Source organism: Mucilaginibacter mallensis (genome assembly GCF_900105165.1).
Taxonomy (GTDB): Bacteria; Bacteroidota; Bacteroidia; order Sphingobacteriales; family Sphingobacteriaceae; genus Mucilaginibacter; species Mucilaginibacter mallensis.
This window is the reverse complement of sequence record NZ_LT629740.1, coordinates 3,181,474-3,199,262: the sequence shown is the minus strand read 5'-3', so window position 1 is coordinate 3,199,262 and position 17,789 is coordinate 3,181,474. Positions and strand designations below refer to the sequence as shown.

Genomic DNA, 17,789 nt, shown 5'->3' with positions numbered 1-17,789 from the left:
TTAAGCGCTTTGGGCCACTTGCGGCGCCTGCCCTTTTAAATATCGTCGTTTATATTCAAGCGGCGTCATGTTCGTTACCTTTTTAAAGTGACGGTAAAAGTTGGATATATTGTTAAATCCACACTCAAAACAAAGTACTTCAGTGGGCAGCTTATCTTCAATTAAAAAGCGGCAGGCATGGCTGATGCGTATCTCTGTTAAAAAATCAGAGAATGTTTTTTTAGTCATTAATTTAAAATATCTACAGAAAGAGGTAACACTTAAATTGCCTATAGCAGCTATTTCATTCAGGCTTATTTCCTTTTTATAGTTGCTTAAGGTATAAGCACAAACCTTATTCAGGCGGATAGTATCCGATTCGTTTGATTGATGAAACTCATTGTGTGAGAGTGTAATATGTTCAAAATCGTCATTTTCAGCTAATACTTTGAGTATGGATAGTAATACTATAATGCGGTCGAGGTTATTGGCATTAACTGCACGATGCATTAAGCGTTTCAATTCTTCTTTGGCAGGGCCATTAACGATTATACCATTTTTGGCTTTTTCGAACAGTTTAGGTAATAGATAAGCCTCAGGCAAATTAAGCAAATAGCGTCCCAGGCAATCAGGTAAGAAGTGTATAACTATCACTTCTACATTCAGCCCGGAATCAGGCTGAAAATACTCTTCTTTGCATCGCCAGCAATGTGGTAGTTTTTCTCCTAGCAATAATATTTCTCCGGAAGAAAAGTTGCTGATATTATCACCAATAAAGCGCACACCTTCACCTTTAATAACATAGTGTAATTCCAGTTCAGGGTGGTAGTGCCATATACCCCTGAAAGTAGGTAAAATATCATGTCTGATGCTAAACGAATTTTGTGGTTTTACATCAACTTTGAGAAAATGTGGTTTCATTTTGAACTTAAATCTAATAAAAAATAAATCAATTGCTTGATCTGGTTATTATTGGTTATTCAGGTTTAGAATTTAAATGTACTGAAAAAAAAATGATGTTATCAAGTATTAACCTAAAAACGGCATGTAAAGATGTTGTGATATATTGCAATTAAGCCCATGATAATATCATACAATAAGTTGATAAATACAGGTAGTAATAGCAATTACTATTACTTGATATTTGTTATTGTAGTCTGTTTTAATGATAACAGTTACTGCGCATTATATAAACCGAACTAATAAATTATATTTTTTGCAACTGGTTAAGTCTTAATAATTATTGATTGCTTAATTAGTGTTTGTGGTACAATTATTCGGGCTGATAGATTAGTCTGATAATGTTAAATATATATTCAATTTTATTAAAATAAACCGATGAGAAAATATCTTTTTATAGTAATGATAGCAGCGCTGGGCATGTCATCAGTACATGCACAAACTGCACCAGCTGATGAGCAGGCAAATTATACACAAGTAATAACCAAGCGGGCCGAAAAAATAGTTTCGGCACTTAATATTACCGACTCTGTAAAATTTAAACGGGTAACAGATATTGTGGTTAACCAATACGGCAACCTGAGCGCTATCCATGATAGCCGCAATGAGCAGGTTAAGGATATAAAAGCAAAATATGCCGATGATAAAACTACTGCCAATACGCAAATAGCACTGATTGATAGTAACGTTGATAAACAGTTAAACACCTTACACGCATCTTATTTAACCAGGCTTGGCACTGAGCTTACACCGCAGCAAATAGACGAGGTTAAGAATGAGATGACCTATAAAATATTACCATTAACCTATAACGCATATCTTGATGAATTACCAGCTTTAACCGATCCGCAAAAGCTTCAGATTAAAGCATGGTTAACCGAAGCGCGTGAACATGCCATAGATGCAGAATCATCAGAGAAAAAGCATGCCTGGTTTGGTAAATATAAAGGCAGGATAAATAATTATTTATCAGCACAGGGCTATGATATGAAGAAAGCAGGTGAAGAATGGCAGCAACGCATAAAAGAAAAATCAGCTCAGAAAGGATAAGAAATTATTAATTAATGGGTGGGCCATTAATTAATACATATGCAAACCTAATTATACTAAATACCAATTAAATTAACCTAAAATTTTTATGAGAAAAATTTACCTTTTACTTTCAGTACTACTGCTGCTCAGCACTGTACTAAAAGCCCAAAACAGAACCATTACCGGTACTGTTACGGACGAAAAGAATGCGCCGCTGCCTGGCGTAACCGTACAGGTTAAAGGTAGTACATCATCTACCGCTACAGATGCGGATGGCAAGTATTCAATTAAAGTAACCAATTTACAAAGCGTTGTTATTGGTGTTAAGTTTCTTGGATATAACTACCAGGAAAAAACATTAAGGGAGGGCGAAAGGAATGCCGACTTTAAACTGGTGCCAAATACCAGTAATTTGGATGAAGTAGTGGTAGTAGGTTATGGTACACAAAAGAAAGCAACTTTAACAGGAGCTGTAGTGACCATCTCGCCAAAGGATATTCAGGATATCCCCAGCCTTAATCTTGGTGCTTCATTAGCAGGCCAGGTGGCAGGTTTAGCTGTGGCACAAGATCAACGCCCTGGCCAGCCGGCTACACTTACCATCCGTAACCCGGTGGTTTTAAATTCAAGTGCGGGTGGCTCAACAAATCCACTTTTTATTATTGACGATATACAGCGTTCACAGGCCGATTTTAATTTACTCGACCCAAATGACATTGAAAGCATTTCTATATTAAAAGATGCCGAAGCTGCGATCTATGGTGTATCCGGTGGTTCGGGTGCTATTCTGGTACGTACAAAAAAGGGCAAAATAGGTGCTCCTAAAATCAGCTTCAGCTCACAATTTGGTTCTGCAAATGCTGTACAGCTTCCAAAGATGCTCACAGGCCCACAAATGGCAACCTTTATTAACGATTACCAGCAGATTGGCGAAATGGCGCCTAATGGTGTGCAAACCGGTAATACTATTGATGTCAATGGTTATGTGAATGGTAATGCTTCACAAAAAATTTCAGGCTGGTATACTCCCGATGAATTGGCTTACATCAATAATCCAGCAAACAATTCTAATTTTCTTAAACAGGAATTTCATGCAGCAGATGTTGAGCGTGAAGCCATGAATATATCGGGCGGTACAGACAAAGCTACTTATTTTGTTGGCGCTGATTATGTAAACCAAAATTCGAACTTTTCGGGCATTAGTAACTATAAATGGGGGATACGTGCCAATGTTCAGGCGAAGCCGGCTAAAGGCTTAACTGCCGGGTTAAATGTAAGTTTTGACCAATCATACAACAAAGAGTTTTGGTATAAACAAAAGAGTACTACGGAAAGTTTAAATAATGACGTAGTAACGCTGAACCAGGCATTACCATGGCAAAAATATTTTATCAACGGCAATCCGGTGTATTTATCAAGTACAACATTTGATGATATCAACGTAATGCTTTTCCAAAATTCAAACAATTACGAAGATAATCGCCAGTTCCTTACCAACTTTTTAGGAACATTAAGTTATGAAATACCTGGCGTTAAGGGCTTAACAGCAAACGCTACTTTCAATTACAATATCAATACCAACTTCCCAACACAGTTTGGTACCGGGTTTAATTATTCCCAGTATTCAGGTACCGGTGCTAATAATCACATACCCGGCGGTACTCTTCTTAAAACTATTGAAATTGATAACGGAAACATTATTACGTTTAACCCTTCGTATGCTAAAGCTTATCAGTTAGATGCTTCGCTTAACTATCAGAACAGCTTTGGTAAAAACAACATTACCGGACTGGTTGTATATGAGCAAAGGGAGACTAATGACAATTTTGTAAACGCAAACGTAGCCGGAGTTGTTCCGGGCGGATTGCCAAACTTTAACTTTACCACCGGCTTGCAGCAAACTAACCAGGCAAACGGAAGTTTACTTGGCGAGTCAGGGGCTGAATCTGTTATAGAACGCATCAATTATGATTATAATCAAACTTATTTATTGCAATTAGTCGGTCGTCAGGATGGTACTACCAATTTTGCATCCGGTGAGAGATGGGGTAATTTTGGTGGAGTTTCGGTTGGTTGGGTAGCCTCAAACGAAAAATTCGTAAAAGATCTGGCTCCCTGGGTAAATCAGTTAAAATTCAGAGCAAGTATTGGCATAGTGGGTGGTAACTCAATTGCTTCAGCAAACTATCAATATTATCAACAATATGGTATCGCTACAGGCAGCCCTAATGGTGGCGCTGTGTTTGATGAACAAGTACGTGGTATCGGTATAAAATCGGGCAACCTGGCCGATCCGAATACAACCTGGGATCACAGGACTGAAACAGATTATGGCGTTGATATGCAATTTTTAAAGAACCGTTTATCAATTACCGGTGATTATTTCTGGACCCACGGTTATGACCTATTAACTACATTGAGCGGCGCTGTGCCATTTCTAATCGGCAACACACCGCCCGCCGAAAACTATGGTATTGTAGACAACTTCGGTACAGAAATTACTGTGGGATGGGCTGACCATATCAACTCGGATTGGGGCTATAATGTTAAAGTATTTTATAGCTGGAGCGACGATAAAAATATACGTGAAGACATAGCACCTGGTTTAATAGGTACTGCACAGGATCGTACAGGTAAATCAGATGATGGTGGTGTGTTTGGCTATGAAAGCCTTGGCCTTATCAGAACTCAGTCACAGGCTGACCAGATCATAGCGTCAAGAGCAGCCGCAGCAGGTGGTGCTCAAAATGTTAAAATATTTGGTTTAACGCCTGCCCCGGGTATGATAAACTATGCCGACTTAGACGGGAATGGCATAATAGAAAATAACGATACTAAGGACGAAAAATATCTATCGCACAAAGTAGGCAATCACAACAACGCAGGTTTCAACTTCGGCTTTAGTTATAAAAGCATCAGCTTAAATGTAGTAAGCGGCTTAAGCTGGGGCGGAACTTCATCAATATCAGGTACTGAGCTAACATCAAATGACAATCAGAATGCCAGCTCGGGTGGTGCGGATTTGCAGGAAAACAGGGCAGCATTCTGGAGCGATCACTGGACACCTACAAATACTAATGCTACCTATCCTGCCCCTTATTATTACAAAGAATGGGATGTGGTATCTAACTTCTGGTTTGTAAATAGTTTTAACTGGAATATACAGCAAGCCAATATAAGCTGGGCCCTACCTACAAAGTGGATAAAGGTTGTTGGTCTTGCCAGCGCACGGTTATTCGGCCAATGTACAAATGTATTAAGTTTATATAACCCATATCCGGACCATTACAGAACTGATCAGGTTGGTATAGAAAACTATCCATTGCTCAGAACATTTACTTTCGGTCTTAATGCAGGATTTTAAAATTTAATAAAATGAAAAAATTATATAACATATCGTTCGCAATTCTGATTATATCAGCGTTGCTATATTCGGGCTGTAAAAAAGTGCTTGATAAAGGGCCTTTAACAACTTATACCGGACAACTCGTTTTTTCTGACTCAACACTTGCGGTAGAGTATTTAAACTCTATTTATTCAAATAATTTACCTACATGGGCAGGCAACGGTGGGGCAAACAGCACCATTGCTTCTGCAAGTGTTGGTACACTTACCGAAGAGAATCAAGGAAGCAACATATTTGTTTTGGGTACAGTAGTTTCATCCAGTGTTACTGATATAGGCACCGGCAACAGTGCTACTAATAATTATGGTAAAATACGTGCTTTAAATGATTTTATAAGCAATTTGGCAAGCAGCCCCATTGCTATTGGTACAAAAAACAGGTTTAAGGCGCAGGCTTTGTTCTGGAGGGCGTATCGTTATTTTGACCTGGTTAGATTATATGGCGGCGTGCCACTTGTTTTAACCCCGCTGCCTGTTGTAGGTACGGCTGCTAAACAAGCTGCCCTGTTACCGCGCAATACCACCACGCAAACATTTAACCAGATTGTAGCCGATCTGGATACTGCTATTATGTATTTGCCGGGTAATTGGCCTGCAATTGATTACGGCCGTATAACCAAGGGCGCTGCACAGGCTTTTTTGGGCCGCGTATTATTAACCTGGGCAAGCCCGCAGTTTAATCCAACTAACGATATGAGCCGTTGGCAAGTGGCTTACCAGGCAAGTACTGATGCTATTACAACACTTAGCTCACATGGTTATGGCCTGTATCCGAAGGAGGATGTAACCATGTGGACTACGGAAGGCCCCGGAGCTTCCGGTCCTGCAAATTCAGAAGCCGTTATGGTTACGGAGTTTAATACCGATAACTCATCGAGCAATACGGAGGATAATAACACTTATACCGCCAGCAATATCCCTAAGGCATTAGGCGGCGGCGGCGCCAACAATCCTACCTGGGACGAGGTTCAGGCATTTCCGATGCTGGATGGCAAAGCGCCCGGTGCCTCAACCAAATATCCGTATGACCCGGTACATTTCTTTGATAACCGCGATCCGCGCTTTAATCAAACCATTGCTTACAATGGTTGCTTATGGCCACTTGAGGGTAACGCTACTAACAGGTTGTGGACATATTATTATTTTACCAACTCATCAAACACAGCTACAAAAACTACAGAACCTGTAGGTGCATCTTCTAGCGGTTTCTATTGTCGTAAAGCGGTCGATCCTGCTATAAGTGCAACTAACCTGCCATATTCAGGTACCGACTGGCAGGAGATCCGCTATGCAGAAGTAATATTAAACCAGGCAGAGGCTGCAGCCATGATAGGCAATAGCAGCACAGCTTATGCCGACTTGGTAGCAATACGCCAAAGAGCTGGTATTGAAGCTGGCGATGGTATGTATGGCCTTACTGCGGGCCTTACCGGTACCGACCTGGCTATGGCCGTATTATTTGAAAGGCAAATTGAATTTGCATACGAAGGTAAACGCTATTGGGATTTGAGAAGATGGAAGCTACTGGAAAGCACACTGAACGGCAAAAAGAGGCAAGGAGTTACTTTCTTGCTACAGCCTAGTACAACTTCTGGCCAGGCAAATACAGATTACCTACTAAACAATCGCGATGCAATGGCCCAGGCCAGTCTTGATAATGTTTATACAAATTATTTTAGTTATGTGCCGATGACCGTAGGCGCAGGCAGTACACTTGGTGAGCTAAAATATCTGGACAGTCAAGCTATTACATACCAAACAGCTGATTATTTCTTTGGGATACCGCTTGCTACTATACAGAATGATCCGAACATACAGCAAAATAATACCTGGGGCGGTTCTTTCGATCCCCTTAAATAAAAGCTTAGATGGCGGGTTATTATCCCGCCATCTGTTATAATTGATATGATAAATTTAACTATGAAAAAGAGAACAGGCTTATTTTTACTTGTGGCAGCTTTGGGATTTGCTAACCATGCGTTTGCCCAATACCCGGATGTGCCAAAAGCGGTTAAAGCAGAAAGTGATTCAATGATGGCTGCGGCTAATCGTCATTCAGATTCTGCATGGAAAGTTGCGTTACCTATTGTACAGGCAGATCAGCGCAGGGGAAAAGTGTATGTACCATGGGCAGCACGGCCAACCGATCTGCCACAGGCAAAAATACCTGCTTTCCCGGGTGCCGAAGGTGGCGGTAAATTTACCTTTGGCGGCCGTGGCGGTAAAGTTTACGTAGTAACAAGCCTGGCTGATGATGGGCCGGGAACTTTACGCTGGGCTTGTGAGCAGGGCGGGGCACGTATAATTGTATTTAATGTTGCCGGTATCATCCGTATTAAAACCCCAATTATTGTTAGGGCACCGTACATTACTATTGAAGGGCAAACAGCGCCCGGCGATGGTGTTTGTGTTGCCGGTGAATCATTTTGGGTAAATACACATGATGTTATCATCCGCTATATGCGCTTCCGTCGTGGCGAAACTAATGTAGGCCGTCGCGATGACGCGCTTGGTGGCGATCCGGTAGGTAATATCATTGTTGATCATACTTCTACCAGCTGGGGCCTGGATGAGAATTTCTCGATGTACCGTCACATGTTTGATCCCGAAGATGGTTCAAAAGCTGAAAAATTGGGTACTGTTAATATCACCATTCAGAATTGCATCTATTCTGAATCGTTAGATTATTGGAACCATGCATTCGGCAGTACTACAGGTGGTGAGAATAGTACACTTATCCGTAATATGTGGGCCGATAATACTGGTCGCAATCCGTCAGTTGGATGGAATGGTATTTATACTTTTGTGAACAATGTGGTATTTAACTGGCACCACCGCTCAATGGATGGTGGCGATTACACTACCAACTTTAATATCATCAATAATTATTTTAAACCAGGACCAGTTACCCCTAAGGATGAACCCGTTGGGCACCGTATATTAAAACCGGAGTCGGGCCGCAGTAAGCTTAAGGAAAAGTTTTTTGGCCGTGTTTATGCATCTGGCAACATTATGGAAGGTTATCCTGAAGTAACTAAAGATCCGTGGAATGGTGGTATACAGGTTGAAGGCCCGGGCGGTAAAGAATTGCCGGATGCCGGACCGTATAAAGATTATATGAAATCTGATGATCCTTTTCCAATGGCACCGGTTACTATTATGCCGGCACAAGAGGCTTACAAATATGTAGTTGAAAATTCAGGTGCAACATTACCACACCGTGATGCTGTTGATTTGCGCATAGCAGCACAAGTAAGAACGGGTAAGATCACTTATACTGAAATGAAAACCGACACCGATTTCCAGTTCAAAATACGTAAATTACCTAAAGATTCTTATAAACTAGGTATTATAACAGCACCATGGCAAGTGGGTGGTTACCCTGTATATAAGGGCACGCCATATAAAGACAGTGATAACGATGGTATGCCGGATTCATACGAAATTGCTCACGGCCTTAACCCACATGATGCTAAGGATGCAAGTAAGCTTGCCAAAAATGGCGGTGGCTATACCAATATCGAAGTTTACCTGAACTCGGTAGCAGCAAAGGGACAACATCCTATGCCCAATGGTAAATTAAATTAACAGGGTATATTATTATAATGAGATTATCAAGAGTTAAAATTGGTTTATTGTCAGGAGGTCTATTTGTTGGGGGTATGCTTTTGCATACTCCCGCAATAGCTCAAAAAAACAAAAAATCTGCTCAAGCATCTGCGCCGCTTTTTATAGGTAAGGATGAAAAAATAATTTACCAGGCCGATGAGAACGGCAACCGTATCCCTGATTTTTCTTATTGTGGCTACATGGCATCAGAACAGGCAATTCCTACTGTTCCGGTACGGATAATTGTTCCGCTTAAAAAAGGTGATGCTACTTTGCGCATCCAGTCTGCATTGGATTATGTGGCTTCATTACCCGTTGGTGCCGATGGATTTCGTGGTGCTGTATTACTAAATAAAGGTATTTATGAAGTTGATGGTAGCTTAAAAATAAAAGCTTCAGGCGTTGTGCTTCGCGGCAGCGGCATGAGTGCTGAAGGCACTATGTTACTGGGAGCCGGAAAAGACAGGGCAACCCTGGTACAGGTTTTAGGTAAAAACGATCGTAAAAAAGCAAAAGAAATTAAAATAGCAGATGCTTATGTACCTGTTAATGCTTTAACATTTCACGTTACTGATCCGGGTGATTTTAAAGCCGGTGATATGATCATCATACATCGCCCAAGCACACAGGATTGGATCAGCAAATTAGGCACCGATCATTTTGGCGGGGGCCTTACCGCTTTAGCCTGGAAACCGGGCGAGCGTGATATCAACTGGGATCGTAAGATCACAGCTATAAATGGAAATACTATAACTATTGATGCACCTTTAACCACCGCTTTAGATAGTACCTACGGCGGTGGTATGGTTGCCAAATATGACTGGCCCGGCAGAATTGACCGTGTCGGCATTGAAAATATTCATTTACAATCAACTTATGATGTAAATAACCCCAAAGATGAGGCGCATCGCTGGATGGCTATCACCATGGAAAACGCATCAGATGCCTGGGTTCGCCAAGTGGTATTTGAACATTTCGCGGGCTCGGCAGTTTTTGTATTAGAAACCGCTAACCGCATAACAGTTGAAGACTGCAAATCATTGGCCCCGATATCGGAAATTGGCGGCTATCGCCGTAACACCTTCTGGACAATGGGCGGGCAAACACTTTTTCAACGCTTGTATTCAGTAAATGGATTTCATGATTTTTCTACGGGCTTTTGTGCCCCCGGCCCAACGGCATTTGTGCAATGTTCAGCATGGCAACCTTACAGTTTCAGCGGTGGCATTGATAGCTGGGCGTCAGGCGTATTGTTTGATATTGCCAATATCGATGGTCAGGCTTTAAGTTATATAAACCGTGGTCAGGATGGGCAGGGTGCAGGTTGGAATGCCGCCAATAGTGTATTATGGAATTGTAGTGCCGCACATGTGGATTGTTATCAGCCACCAACCGCGCAAAACTGGGCTTTTGGCACCTGGGCGCAATTTGGCGGCGATGGCTATTGGAATTCATCAAATGAAATACTTTCGCCAAGAAGCCTCTATTATGCACAATTAGCCAACAGACTGAATAAAGACGTCAGCAAACAAGCTGATATATTGCGTATCGAAACCGAACCGTCAAGCAGCCCTACCGTGGCCGAAGCCGCGGCATTAATGGCAGCAGCCAAAAGGCCTGCTACTACCATAAGCGACTGGGTTGATGGCGCGCCTAAAAGGAATCCGATAAGCATAGCCTCATCAGGTGCGAAGAGCATTGATGAGATAGGCTATAAGCAAGCCGCAGCCCCAACTATGGCGCCTAAGATGAGTGTTACCAATGGGTGGTTGGTACGTGGTAATACTGTTTTGCAAGGCAAGCATTTTGAAGCTCCATGGTGGAGTGGTAATATTAAACCGGATTACCTAAAAGAAGCAAAGCCTGATATTACCCGCTGGGTTCCCGGCCGTACAGGTATTGGCTTAACTGATGATTTGGATGATGTGGCCGCCTGGATGCAAAAAGACAACATCATTGTATTGGAACATAACTATGGCTTATGGTATGAACGCCGCCGTGATGATCATGAACGTATCCGCCGTATGGATGGTGATGTTTGGGCTCCTTTTTATGAACTGCCTTTTGCCCGCAGCGGTAAAGAGCTGGCATGGGATGGCCTCAGCAAATACGATCTTACGAAATATAACCCCTGGTACTGGAGCCGCCTTAAACAGTTTGCTGATATAGCAGATGAAAAAGGATTGGTATTATTCCATCAAAACTTCTTTCAGCATAATATTATAGAGGCAGGGGCACATTATGCGGATTTCCCGTGGAGGACTGCCAATAATATCAATGGCACAGGCTTTCCTGAACCAGTAAACTATGCGGGCGACAAGCGCCAGTTTATGGCCGAGCAATTTTATGATGAAACTGACCCCGCAAGGCGTAAATTACTGATAGCATATATCAATAAATGCCTCGATAACTTTGCTGATAACAACGGCGTTATCCAAACCACCAGCGCCGAATTTACCGGTCCGCTGCACTTTATGCAGTTTTGGGTTGAAACCGTTAAGCAATGGGAAGCTCTGCATAAAAAGAAAGAGATCATCGGCCTGAGCGCCACAAAAGATGTGCAGGATGCAATTCTTGCTGATCCAGCAAAAGCTTCAGTTATTAATGTTATAGATATCCGTTATTGGTACTACGAGGGTAACGGCAAAACCTATGCACCTGATGGTGGCCAAAGCCTTGCACCACGTCAGCAAGAACGTATCTATAAACCAAAGGCGTCAACATTTGAGCAGGTTTATCGTGCAGTGCACGAGTACAAACAAAAATATCCTGATAAGGCAGTACTATATTCTGCCGATGGTTACGACCATTTTGGTTGGGCGGTATTCATAGCAGGTGGTTCATTACCGGCCTTGCCGGCAACAACCGACAAGCAATTTTTAAGCGACGTGTCAGGCATGAAAAGTATTGATCTGCCGGGCAACCCGAAAGATCAATGGGCTTTGGGAAATGCTGCGAAAGGATACATTGTTTATAGCAATTCCGATAGCGTCCATTTAGATCTGGCAGCAAATTCTAGTTATAAAGCTAAATGGATCGACCCAAAAACAGGGGAGGTATTACCGGGCGAGGAACAGGTAAAAGGCGGTAATGGTGTTGAATTTAAAAATCCCAAATCAGGCGAGGCTATTTTATGGCTCATCCGTATCTAAATAATTATGTTAAAAAGGATTGTTCTGATAGGTATTATTTCCTGTTTGCTTTTTTCTATCAAAAGCGATGAGGCAGATGTATTGCCCATTTTAAAAGTATCGCCCAATCACAGGTTTTTTACTGCCAGCGGCCAGCCATTCTTTTGGTTGGGCGATACCGGCTGGCTGTTGTTCTCCAAACTTAATCGTGAGGATGCAGAAAAATACCTGGAAATACGCCGTCAACAGGGCTTTAATGTAATACAGGTAATGGTAATTCATAGCCTTTCCGAAACAAACGCCTACGGAGATTCCGCGCTTATCAACAAAAATATAACTACACCCAATACTGGTAATTCAGCAAATAATTATTGGAGCAATATTGATTGGGTACTAAATAAAGCTGCCGAAAAAGGTATGTACGTAGCTATGGTGCCCATTTGGGGATCGGTAGTAAAAGCGGCGCATACCAATAAAATTCAGGCTAAAGCATATGCCACATTTTTAGCAAACAGGTATAAATCCTATAGTAATGTTATCTGGATGAATGGCGGCGATATTGCCGGCAGCGATTCATTAAAAGTATGGAATGCCATTGGCAGTACCTTACATGCTATTGATACTGCCCATTTAATTACATTCCATCCCCGCGGAAGAAAGCAATCATCCATATGGTTTCATAATGAGTCGTGGTTAAGTTTTAACAGCTTCCAATCAGGCCATAAAAATTACAAGCAGGATACTTCGAAAGATGATTTCCATTATGGCGAAGATAACTGGCGCTATGTGCAGGTTGATTATAACAAAACACCCATAAAACCAACATTGGATGCTGAACCATCCTACGAAAAGATCCCTTATGGCCTGCATGATATCAATCTACCCAAGTGGACTGATGCTGATGTAAGGCGCTATGGCTACTGGTCGGTTTTTGCAGGTGCCTGTGGATATACTTATGGTAATTGCGATGTGATGCAGATGCACAATCCTAAAGACAAAGCTATTGGTGCGTATGGTTCAAAAGGCCTTTGGTATAACTCAATTAATGACCCCGGCGCGCAGCAAATGATTTACCTTAAAAAGCTGATGCTATCACGCCCGTATTTTGAGCGAGTGCCGGATCAATCATTAATCGCAGATAATCAGGGCATAAAATATAACAGGCTGATAGCTACCCGTGGTACCAACTATGCATTAGTGTATACCTATACTGGTCGCGATATGGATATCAATACAACAAAGCTGCCGGGCAGTAGGGTAAAGGCCTCATGGTATAATCCCCGTAACGGCAATATTACAGCTATTGGCACTTTTAATAAGTCGAAAATCACGAAATTTAATCCTCCCGGTACCCCGGTGAATGGTAATGATTGGGTGTTGATACTTGATGCTATATAAACCTAAGAAATTGTGATGACGGGATTTAAATATATATATAGCCTGATTTTAACCGGTATGGTTTTGCTCTCCTGCAATACCCGGAAAGACGTATACCTGTTCACCTCATTTAACGAACCTGCCAGTGCTGGTTTGCGGTTGCTATATAGCCATGATGCTTATCACTGGACCGATCTGAACCATATTTTCATCAAGCCCGAAGTTGGCGATGCCAAGATCATGCGTGATCCATCCATACAACAAGGCCCTGATGGTGTTTATCATCTGGTTTGGACAATAGGCTGGAAAAACGATACCGGCATAGGTTACGCTGAATCAAAAGACCTGATCCATTGGTCGGCAGAGCAGCACCTGAATGTAATGGCTAATGAGCCAACCGCGGTTAATGCCTGGGCACCAGAGTTGTTTTATGATGATGTTGCAGATCAGTTCATCATCACCTGGGCATCAACCGTGCCGTTCCGTTTCCCGAAAGGAGAGGAGGATGAGAATAATAACCATCGCCTGTATTACACCACTACTAAGGATTTTAAAACTTTCGCCCCGGCAAAATTATTTCTCGATCCCGGTTTTAGTGTGATAGACCCTGAAATCGTAAAATTTGACAAAGGTAAATATGTATTAGTGATGAAGGATAACACCCGGCCAAACCGCAATATACTGGTGGCTTTCAGCAATAACCCGCTGGGGCCATATACTGATTATTCAAAGCGGTTTACTGAACTGTATTCAGAAGGGCCAACCATAACTAAAACAGGCGATAACTGGCTGATCTATTACGATTCTTATCGCCTTAAAAAGTTCGGCTGCATGCGCACAAGCGATTTTAAAACATTTACCAATATAGCCGATTCTGTTAGTGTGCCGCAGGGCCACAAGCACGGAACCATATTTAAAGTGACTGAAAAAACACTGAAACAATTAAAATTAGCTGCCGCGACGCCGGTAAATCAATAAAAAATATGCTTAGAATTAAGATAACCATATTATTAATAGCAATTACAGGGTATTGTTGCACAACCAGAGCACAGGACACGGTAAGATACACCGGAAATACCGTTGCCAATGTGGATTACCATAACGGTAGGTTAAGTCCGGTGATCGGCGTGCACAGTATGCAGATCTTCCGCGCCAACCGTGAGCATCCCGATCAGGCAGATGCTTTTGGCTTTACCTACAACCACCAGCCCATGCTGGCTTATTGGAATAATACATTTTATGTGGAGTACCTGAGCGATAAAGTGGGTGAAAGCGTACCGCCAGGGCAGACCCTGCTCATCACTTCGAAAGATGGCGCTATCTGGTCAAAGCCGACTGTGATTTTTCCGCAATACAAAATTCCGGATGGTACCACAAAGGAAGATCATCCCGGTGTAGCGAAAGACCTTTACGCGGTTATGCACCAGCGCATGGGCTTTTATACCGCTAAATCAAAACGTTTGCTGGTGCTGGGTTTCTATGGTATTTGTCTGGATGCGCATGATGATCCTAATGATGGTAAGGGCATAGGCCGTGTGGTAAGAGAAGTTTATCCCAACGGGAAATTTGGCCCCATCTACTTCATTCATTACAACCCAAAGTGGAACGAGCAAAATACTTCATATCCATTTTATAAAACCAGCAAGGATAAAGATTTTGTACAAGCCTGCGATGAACTGATGGCAAACCCATTAATGATGATGCAATGGGAAGAGGAAACAGACCGCAATGACCTATTGATCCCGCTGCATAAAGATTATAAAGCTTTTAATTTTTATCATCTACCTGATGGCAGGGTGGTAGGCTTATGGAAATACGCCTTAACCGCTATCAGTACCGATAATGGCAAAACATGGCCTGCTAATGCCAGTCGTGCCCCGCGTTTTGTAACCAGCAATGCTAAAATATGGGGGCAGCGCACATCCGATAGTAAATACGCCACAGTTTATAATCCATCTGAATTTAGGTGGCCTTTGGGTATTTCCGTTAGTCAGGATGGCTTAAACTACACCAACCTGCTATTAGTAAACGGTGAAATCCCAACCATGCGATATGGCGGCAACTACAAATCATACGGTCCGCAATACACCAGAGGCATTGAAGAAGGTAACGGCATACCGCCGGACGGCAAACTATGGGTTACTTATAGCATGAATAAGGAGGATATCTGGGTGTCATCCATCCCTGTACCAGTAACCGATGTTACAACTGAACAAGCCAACGAAGTTTTTAACAACTTACCCGCCGGTAAAGAACTGGAGAAATGGAACACTTATGGCTCATTATGGGCACCAGTTGCGATTGATAAAGCGCCTGATGGTGCTCGTGCCCTGGCGCTTAAAGACTGGGATAAATTTGATTATGCAAAGGCCGAGCGTATCGTTCATGAATCAAAAAAACTGATCGCTGATTTTACCATCATCCCGGCGCAAAACAACACCGGCATGCTGGATATTGAAGTGCAAAATGCCAGTGGAGATGCAGCCTTGAGATTAACGTTTGATTCAACCGGAGTTTTCAGGGCAAAAACAGGCTATCGTTCTAAAAACATGCTGAAATACACGGCAAATACATCTTATCACATCAGCATTAAATTAAATACCGATACCCGTTTTTACACAGTAAACGTGAATGGTAAGGATGTGCTTACCGCTCTGTTTTTCGCGCCGGTGCTAAATGTTAACCGCGTTGTGTTCCGTACCGGCGACACAACGCGTTTCCCTGATGCGGATACTCCCACCGACCAGGATTATGATCAGCCAAAAGCCGGAGAACCTGTAACACCTGCTGCATTTTATATTACATCATTTAAAACTACGGGATACTAATGTCTGGTAAAAAATATATTACGGTCATTCTTCTGCTAAGCTGCATGGCTTTTGCACACAGTACTTATGCCGAAGTGTTATTGCCTAAAATATTAGGTAATAACATGGTGTTGCAGCGCAATAAGCCTGTACCTGTTTGGGGTACTGCAGCGGCAGGCGAAACCGTTACTGTAACTTTCGATAATCAAACTAAAAAAATAACCGCTGATGCTGCCGGTAACTGGCAAATCATGCTCGATCCAATGTCAGCATCGGCAACGCCGCAGGTTTTGGAAATTAAGGGTACTAACACCATAAAGCTCGAAAATATTTTAGTAGGCGAGGTGTGGTTATGTTCGGGGCAATCAAACATGTCGTACGAAATGCGTAAGAACAGTAAAGTACGCAGGCCCGATACCAGTACCGTTAACACGCCTATTGATGAACTCGATAGGGCGCATAACCCGCAGATCAGGATATTTCTGGTTACACAAAAGAACATGAGAAAACCCGATTCAACACACTCAGGCTGGGATATTGCAGAGGGTACAGCACTCAGGGACTTTTCTGCTGCCGGATATTTTTTCGGAAAAAATCTGAATCATGATCTGAAAGTACCCGTGGGTATCATCTGCTCAGCCATAAGCGGCAGTCGTATTGAACCATGGATGCCCCGCGAAGCTTTTGATGATATCTCTTATTTTAAAGATACCAACTACAAAATAGATGGCGACCCCGGCAAATTATATGTAAATATGATAGCCCCTGTCGCGCCCTATGCCTTACGTGGTTTTCTATGGTACCAGGGTGAAAGCGGCTGTTATCTGAGTGAAACTACCAGTTACACCTACAAAATGGAAGCACTTATCCATTGGTGGCGTAAACTCTGGAGTGACAAGGATTTGCCATTCTACTATGTACAGGTAGCGCCGTTCTACTATTCCAGGGCCAAAAGCAGTACCAATATTCCATTTACCATTTATACTGAGCCAGAATTACGCGAAGCCCAGACCATGGCCCTCAAAATACCGCATACAGGGATGATTGTAACTACCGATCTGAATGATTCTCTGACCAACATCCACCCGGCATTTAAGTGGGTAGTAGGCCAGCGTTTGGAACTACAGGCTCTTGCCAATACATACGGCAAAAAAGTTGTTTTCTCAGGCCCGATGTATGATAAAATGAAGATAAAAGGCAATAAGATTATACTCGACTTTAAATACACCGGCAGTGGTTTGGTAAGTCACGATGGCAAGCCGCTCAGCTTTTTCACCATAGCAGGCAGTGACGGGAAATTTGTTGATGCTACTGCTGTAATTAAAGGTGACAGGGTGGAAGTTTCATCCTCCGAAGTATCCGCGCCCATAGCCATACGCTTTGGGTGGACGGAAGTAGCCGAACCCAATTTTTATAACAAAGATGGCTTACCCGCTGTGCCTTTCCGCACGGATAACCCACTCAAATTTACTTTAACTGTTAATTGATC

10 protein-coding genes are annotated in these 17,789 nt (G+C 42.5%); 9 read left to right on the top strand and 1 reads right to left on the bottom strand.

Annotated elements, in window-relative coordinates:
* Nucleotides 1-900: an AraC family transcriptional regulator gene (locus tag BLU33_RS13045; RefSeq protein WP_091373433.1), complete on the bottom strand. Its 900-nt coding sequence runs from the start codon at nucleotides 898-900 to the stop codon at nucleotides 1-3.
* A 417-nt stretch (nucleotides 901-1,317) separates the two neighbouring features.
* Here BLU33_RS13045 and BLU33_RS13040 point away from each other — a divergent pair, with 417 nt between their 5' ends.
* The 9 genes from BLU33_RS13040 to BLU33_RS13000 all read left to right on the top strand — a co-directional run bounded on the left by BLU33_RS13040 (nucleotide 1,318) and on the right by BLU33_RS13000 (nucleotide 17,787).
* Nucleotides 1,318-1,989, top strand: a complete 672-nt coding sequence (locus tag BLU33_RS13040) for a DUF3826 domain-containing protein (RefSeq protein ID WP_091373430.1) — start codon at nucleotides 1,318-1,320, stop codon at nucleotides 1,987-1,989.
* 88 nt (nucleotides 1,990-2,077) lie between these two features.
* Nucleotides 2,078-5,335: a SusC/RagA family TonB-linked outer membrane protein gene (locus tag BLU33_RS13035; protein ID WP_091373426.1), complete on the top strand. Its 3,258-nt coding sequence runs from the start codon at nucleotides 2,078-2,080 to the stop codon at nucleotides 5,333-5,335.
* An 11-nt stretch (nucleotides 5,336-5,346) separates the two neighbouring features.
* Entirely contained in the window at nucleotides 5,347-7,236 is a 1,890-nt protein-coding gene (locus BLU33_RS13030) for a RagB/SusD family nutrient uptake outer membrane protein (RefSeq protein WP_091373422.1), read from the top strand.
* 60 nt (nucleotides 7,237-7,296) lie between these two features.
* Nucleotides 7,297-8,964 (top strand): polysaccharide lyase, encoded by a 1,668-nt coding sequence (locus BLU33_RS13025; RefSeq protein ID WP_091380505.1) that lies wholly within the window; start codon nucleotides 7,297-7,299, stop codon nucleotides 8,962-8,964.
* 17 nt (nucleotides 8,965-8,981) lie between these two features.
* Entirely contained in the window at nucleotides 8,982-12,137 is a 3,156-nt protein-coding gene (locus BLU33_RS13020; RefSeq protein WP_091373419.1) for a DUF6298 domain-containing protein, read from the top strand.
* 6 nt (nucleotides 12,138-12,143) lie between these two features.
* Nucleotides 12,144-13,514 (top strand): glycoside hydrolase family 140 protein, encoded by a 1,371-nt coding sequence (locus tag BLU33_RS13015; protein WP_091373416.1) that lies wholly within the window; start codon nucleotides 12,144-12,146, stop codon nucleotides 13,512-13,514.
* Between the two features lie 15 nt (nucleotides 13,515-13,529).
* On the top strand, nucleotides 13,530-14,471 hold the full coding sequence (locus BLU33_RS13010) for a glycoside hydrolase family 43 protein (protein WP_091373413.1): 942 nt from the start codon (nucleotides 13,530-13,532) through the stop codon (nucleotides 14,469-14,471).
* 5 nt (nucleotides 14,472-14,476) lie between these two features.
* Nucleotides 14,477-16,321, top strand: coding sequence for a sialidase/neuraminidase family protein (locus BLU33_RS13005; RefSeq protein ID WP_091373410.1), 1,845 nt, complete (start codon nucleotides 14,477-14,479; stop codon nucleotides 16,319-16,321).
* Nucleotides 16,321-17,787, top strand: coding sequence for a sialate O-acetylesterase (locus tag BLU33_RS13000; protein ID WP_091373407.1), 1,467 nt, complete (start codon nucleotides 16,321-16,323; stop codon nucleotides 17,785-17,787). Before BLU33_RS13005 ends, BLU33_RS13000 begins: the two co-directional genes overlap by 1 nt.
* Nucleotides 17,788-17,789: the final 2 nt, after the last annotated feature.

Coding starts and splice junctions, on each gene's coding strand:
- BLU33_RS13045 (WP_091373433.1), bottom strand. CDS start 900: ATGAAACCACATTTTCTCAAAGTTGATGTAAAACCACAAAATTCGTTT.
- BLU33_RS13040 (WP_091373430.1), top strand. CDS start 1,318: ATGAGAAAATATCTTTTTATAGTAATGATAGCAGCGCTGGGCATGTCA.
- BLU33_RS13035 (WP_091373426.1), top strand. CDS start 2,078: ATGAGAAAAATTTACCTTTTACTTTCAGTACTACTGCTGCTCAGCACT.
- BLU33_RS13030 (WP_091373422.1), top strand. CDS start 5,347: ATGAAAAAATTATATAACATATCGTTCGCAATTCTGATTATATCAGCG.
- BLU33_RS13025 (WP_091380505.1), top strand. CDS start 7,297: ATGAAAAAGAGAACAGGCTTATTTTTACTTGTGGCAGCTTTGGGATTT.
- BLU33_RS13020 (WP_091373419.1), top strand. CDS start 8,982: ATGAGATTATCAAGAGTTAAAATTGGTTTATTGTCAGGAGGTCTATTT.
- BLU33_RS13015 (WP_091373416.1), top strand. CDS start 12,144: ATGTTAAAAAGGATTGTTCTGATAGGTATTATTTCCTGTTTGCTTTTT.
- BLU33_RS13010 (WP_091373413.1), top strand. CDS start 13,530: ATGACGGGATTTAAATATATATATAGCCTGATTTTAACCGGTATGGTT.
- BLU33_RS13005 (WP_091373410.1), top strand. CDS start 14,477: ATGCTTAGAATTAAGATAACCATATTATTAATAGCAATTACAGGGTAT.
- BLU33_RS13000 (WP_091373407.1), top strand. CDS start 16,321: ATGTCTGGTAAAAAATATATTACGGTCATTCTTCTGCTAAGCTGCATG.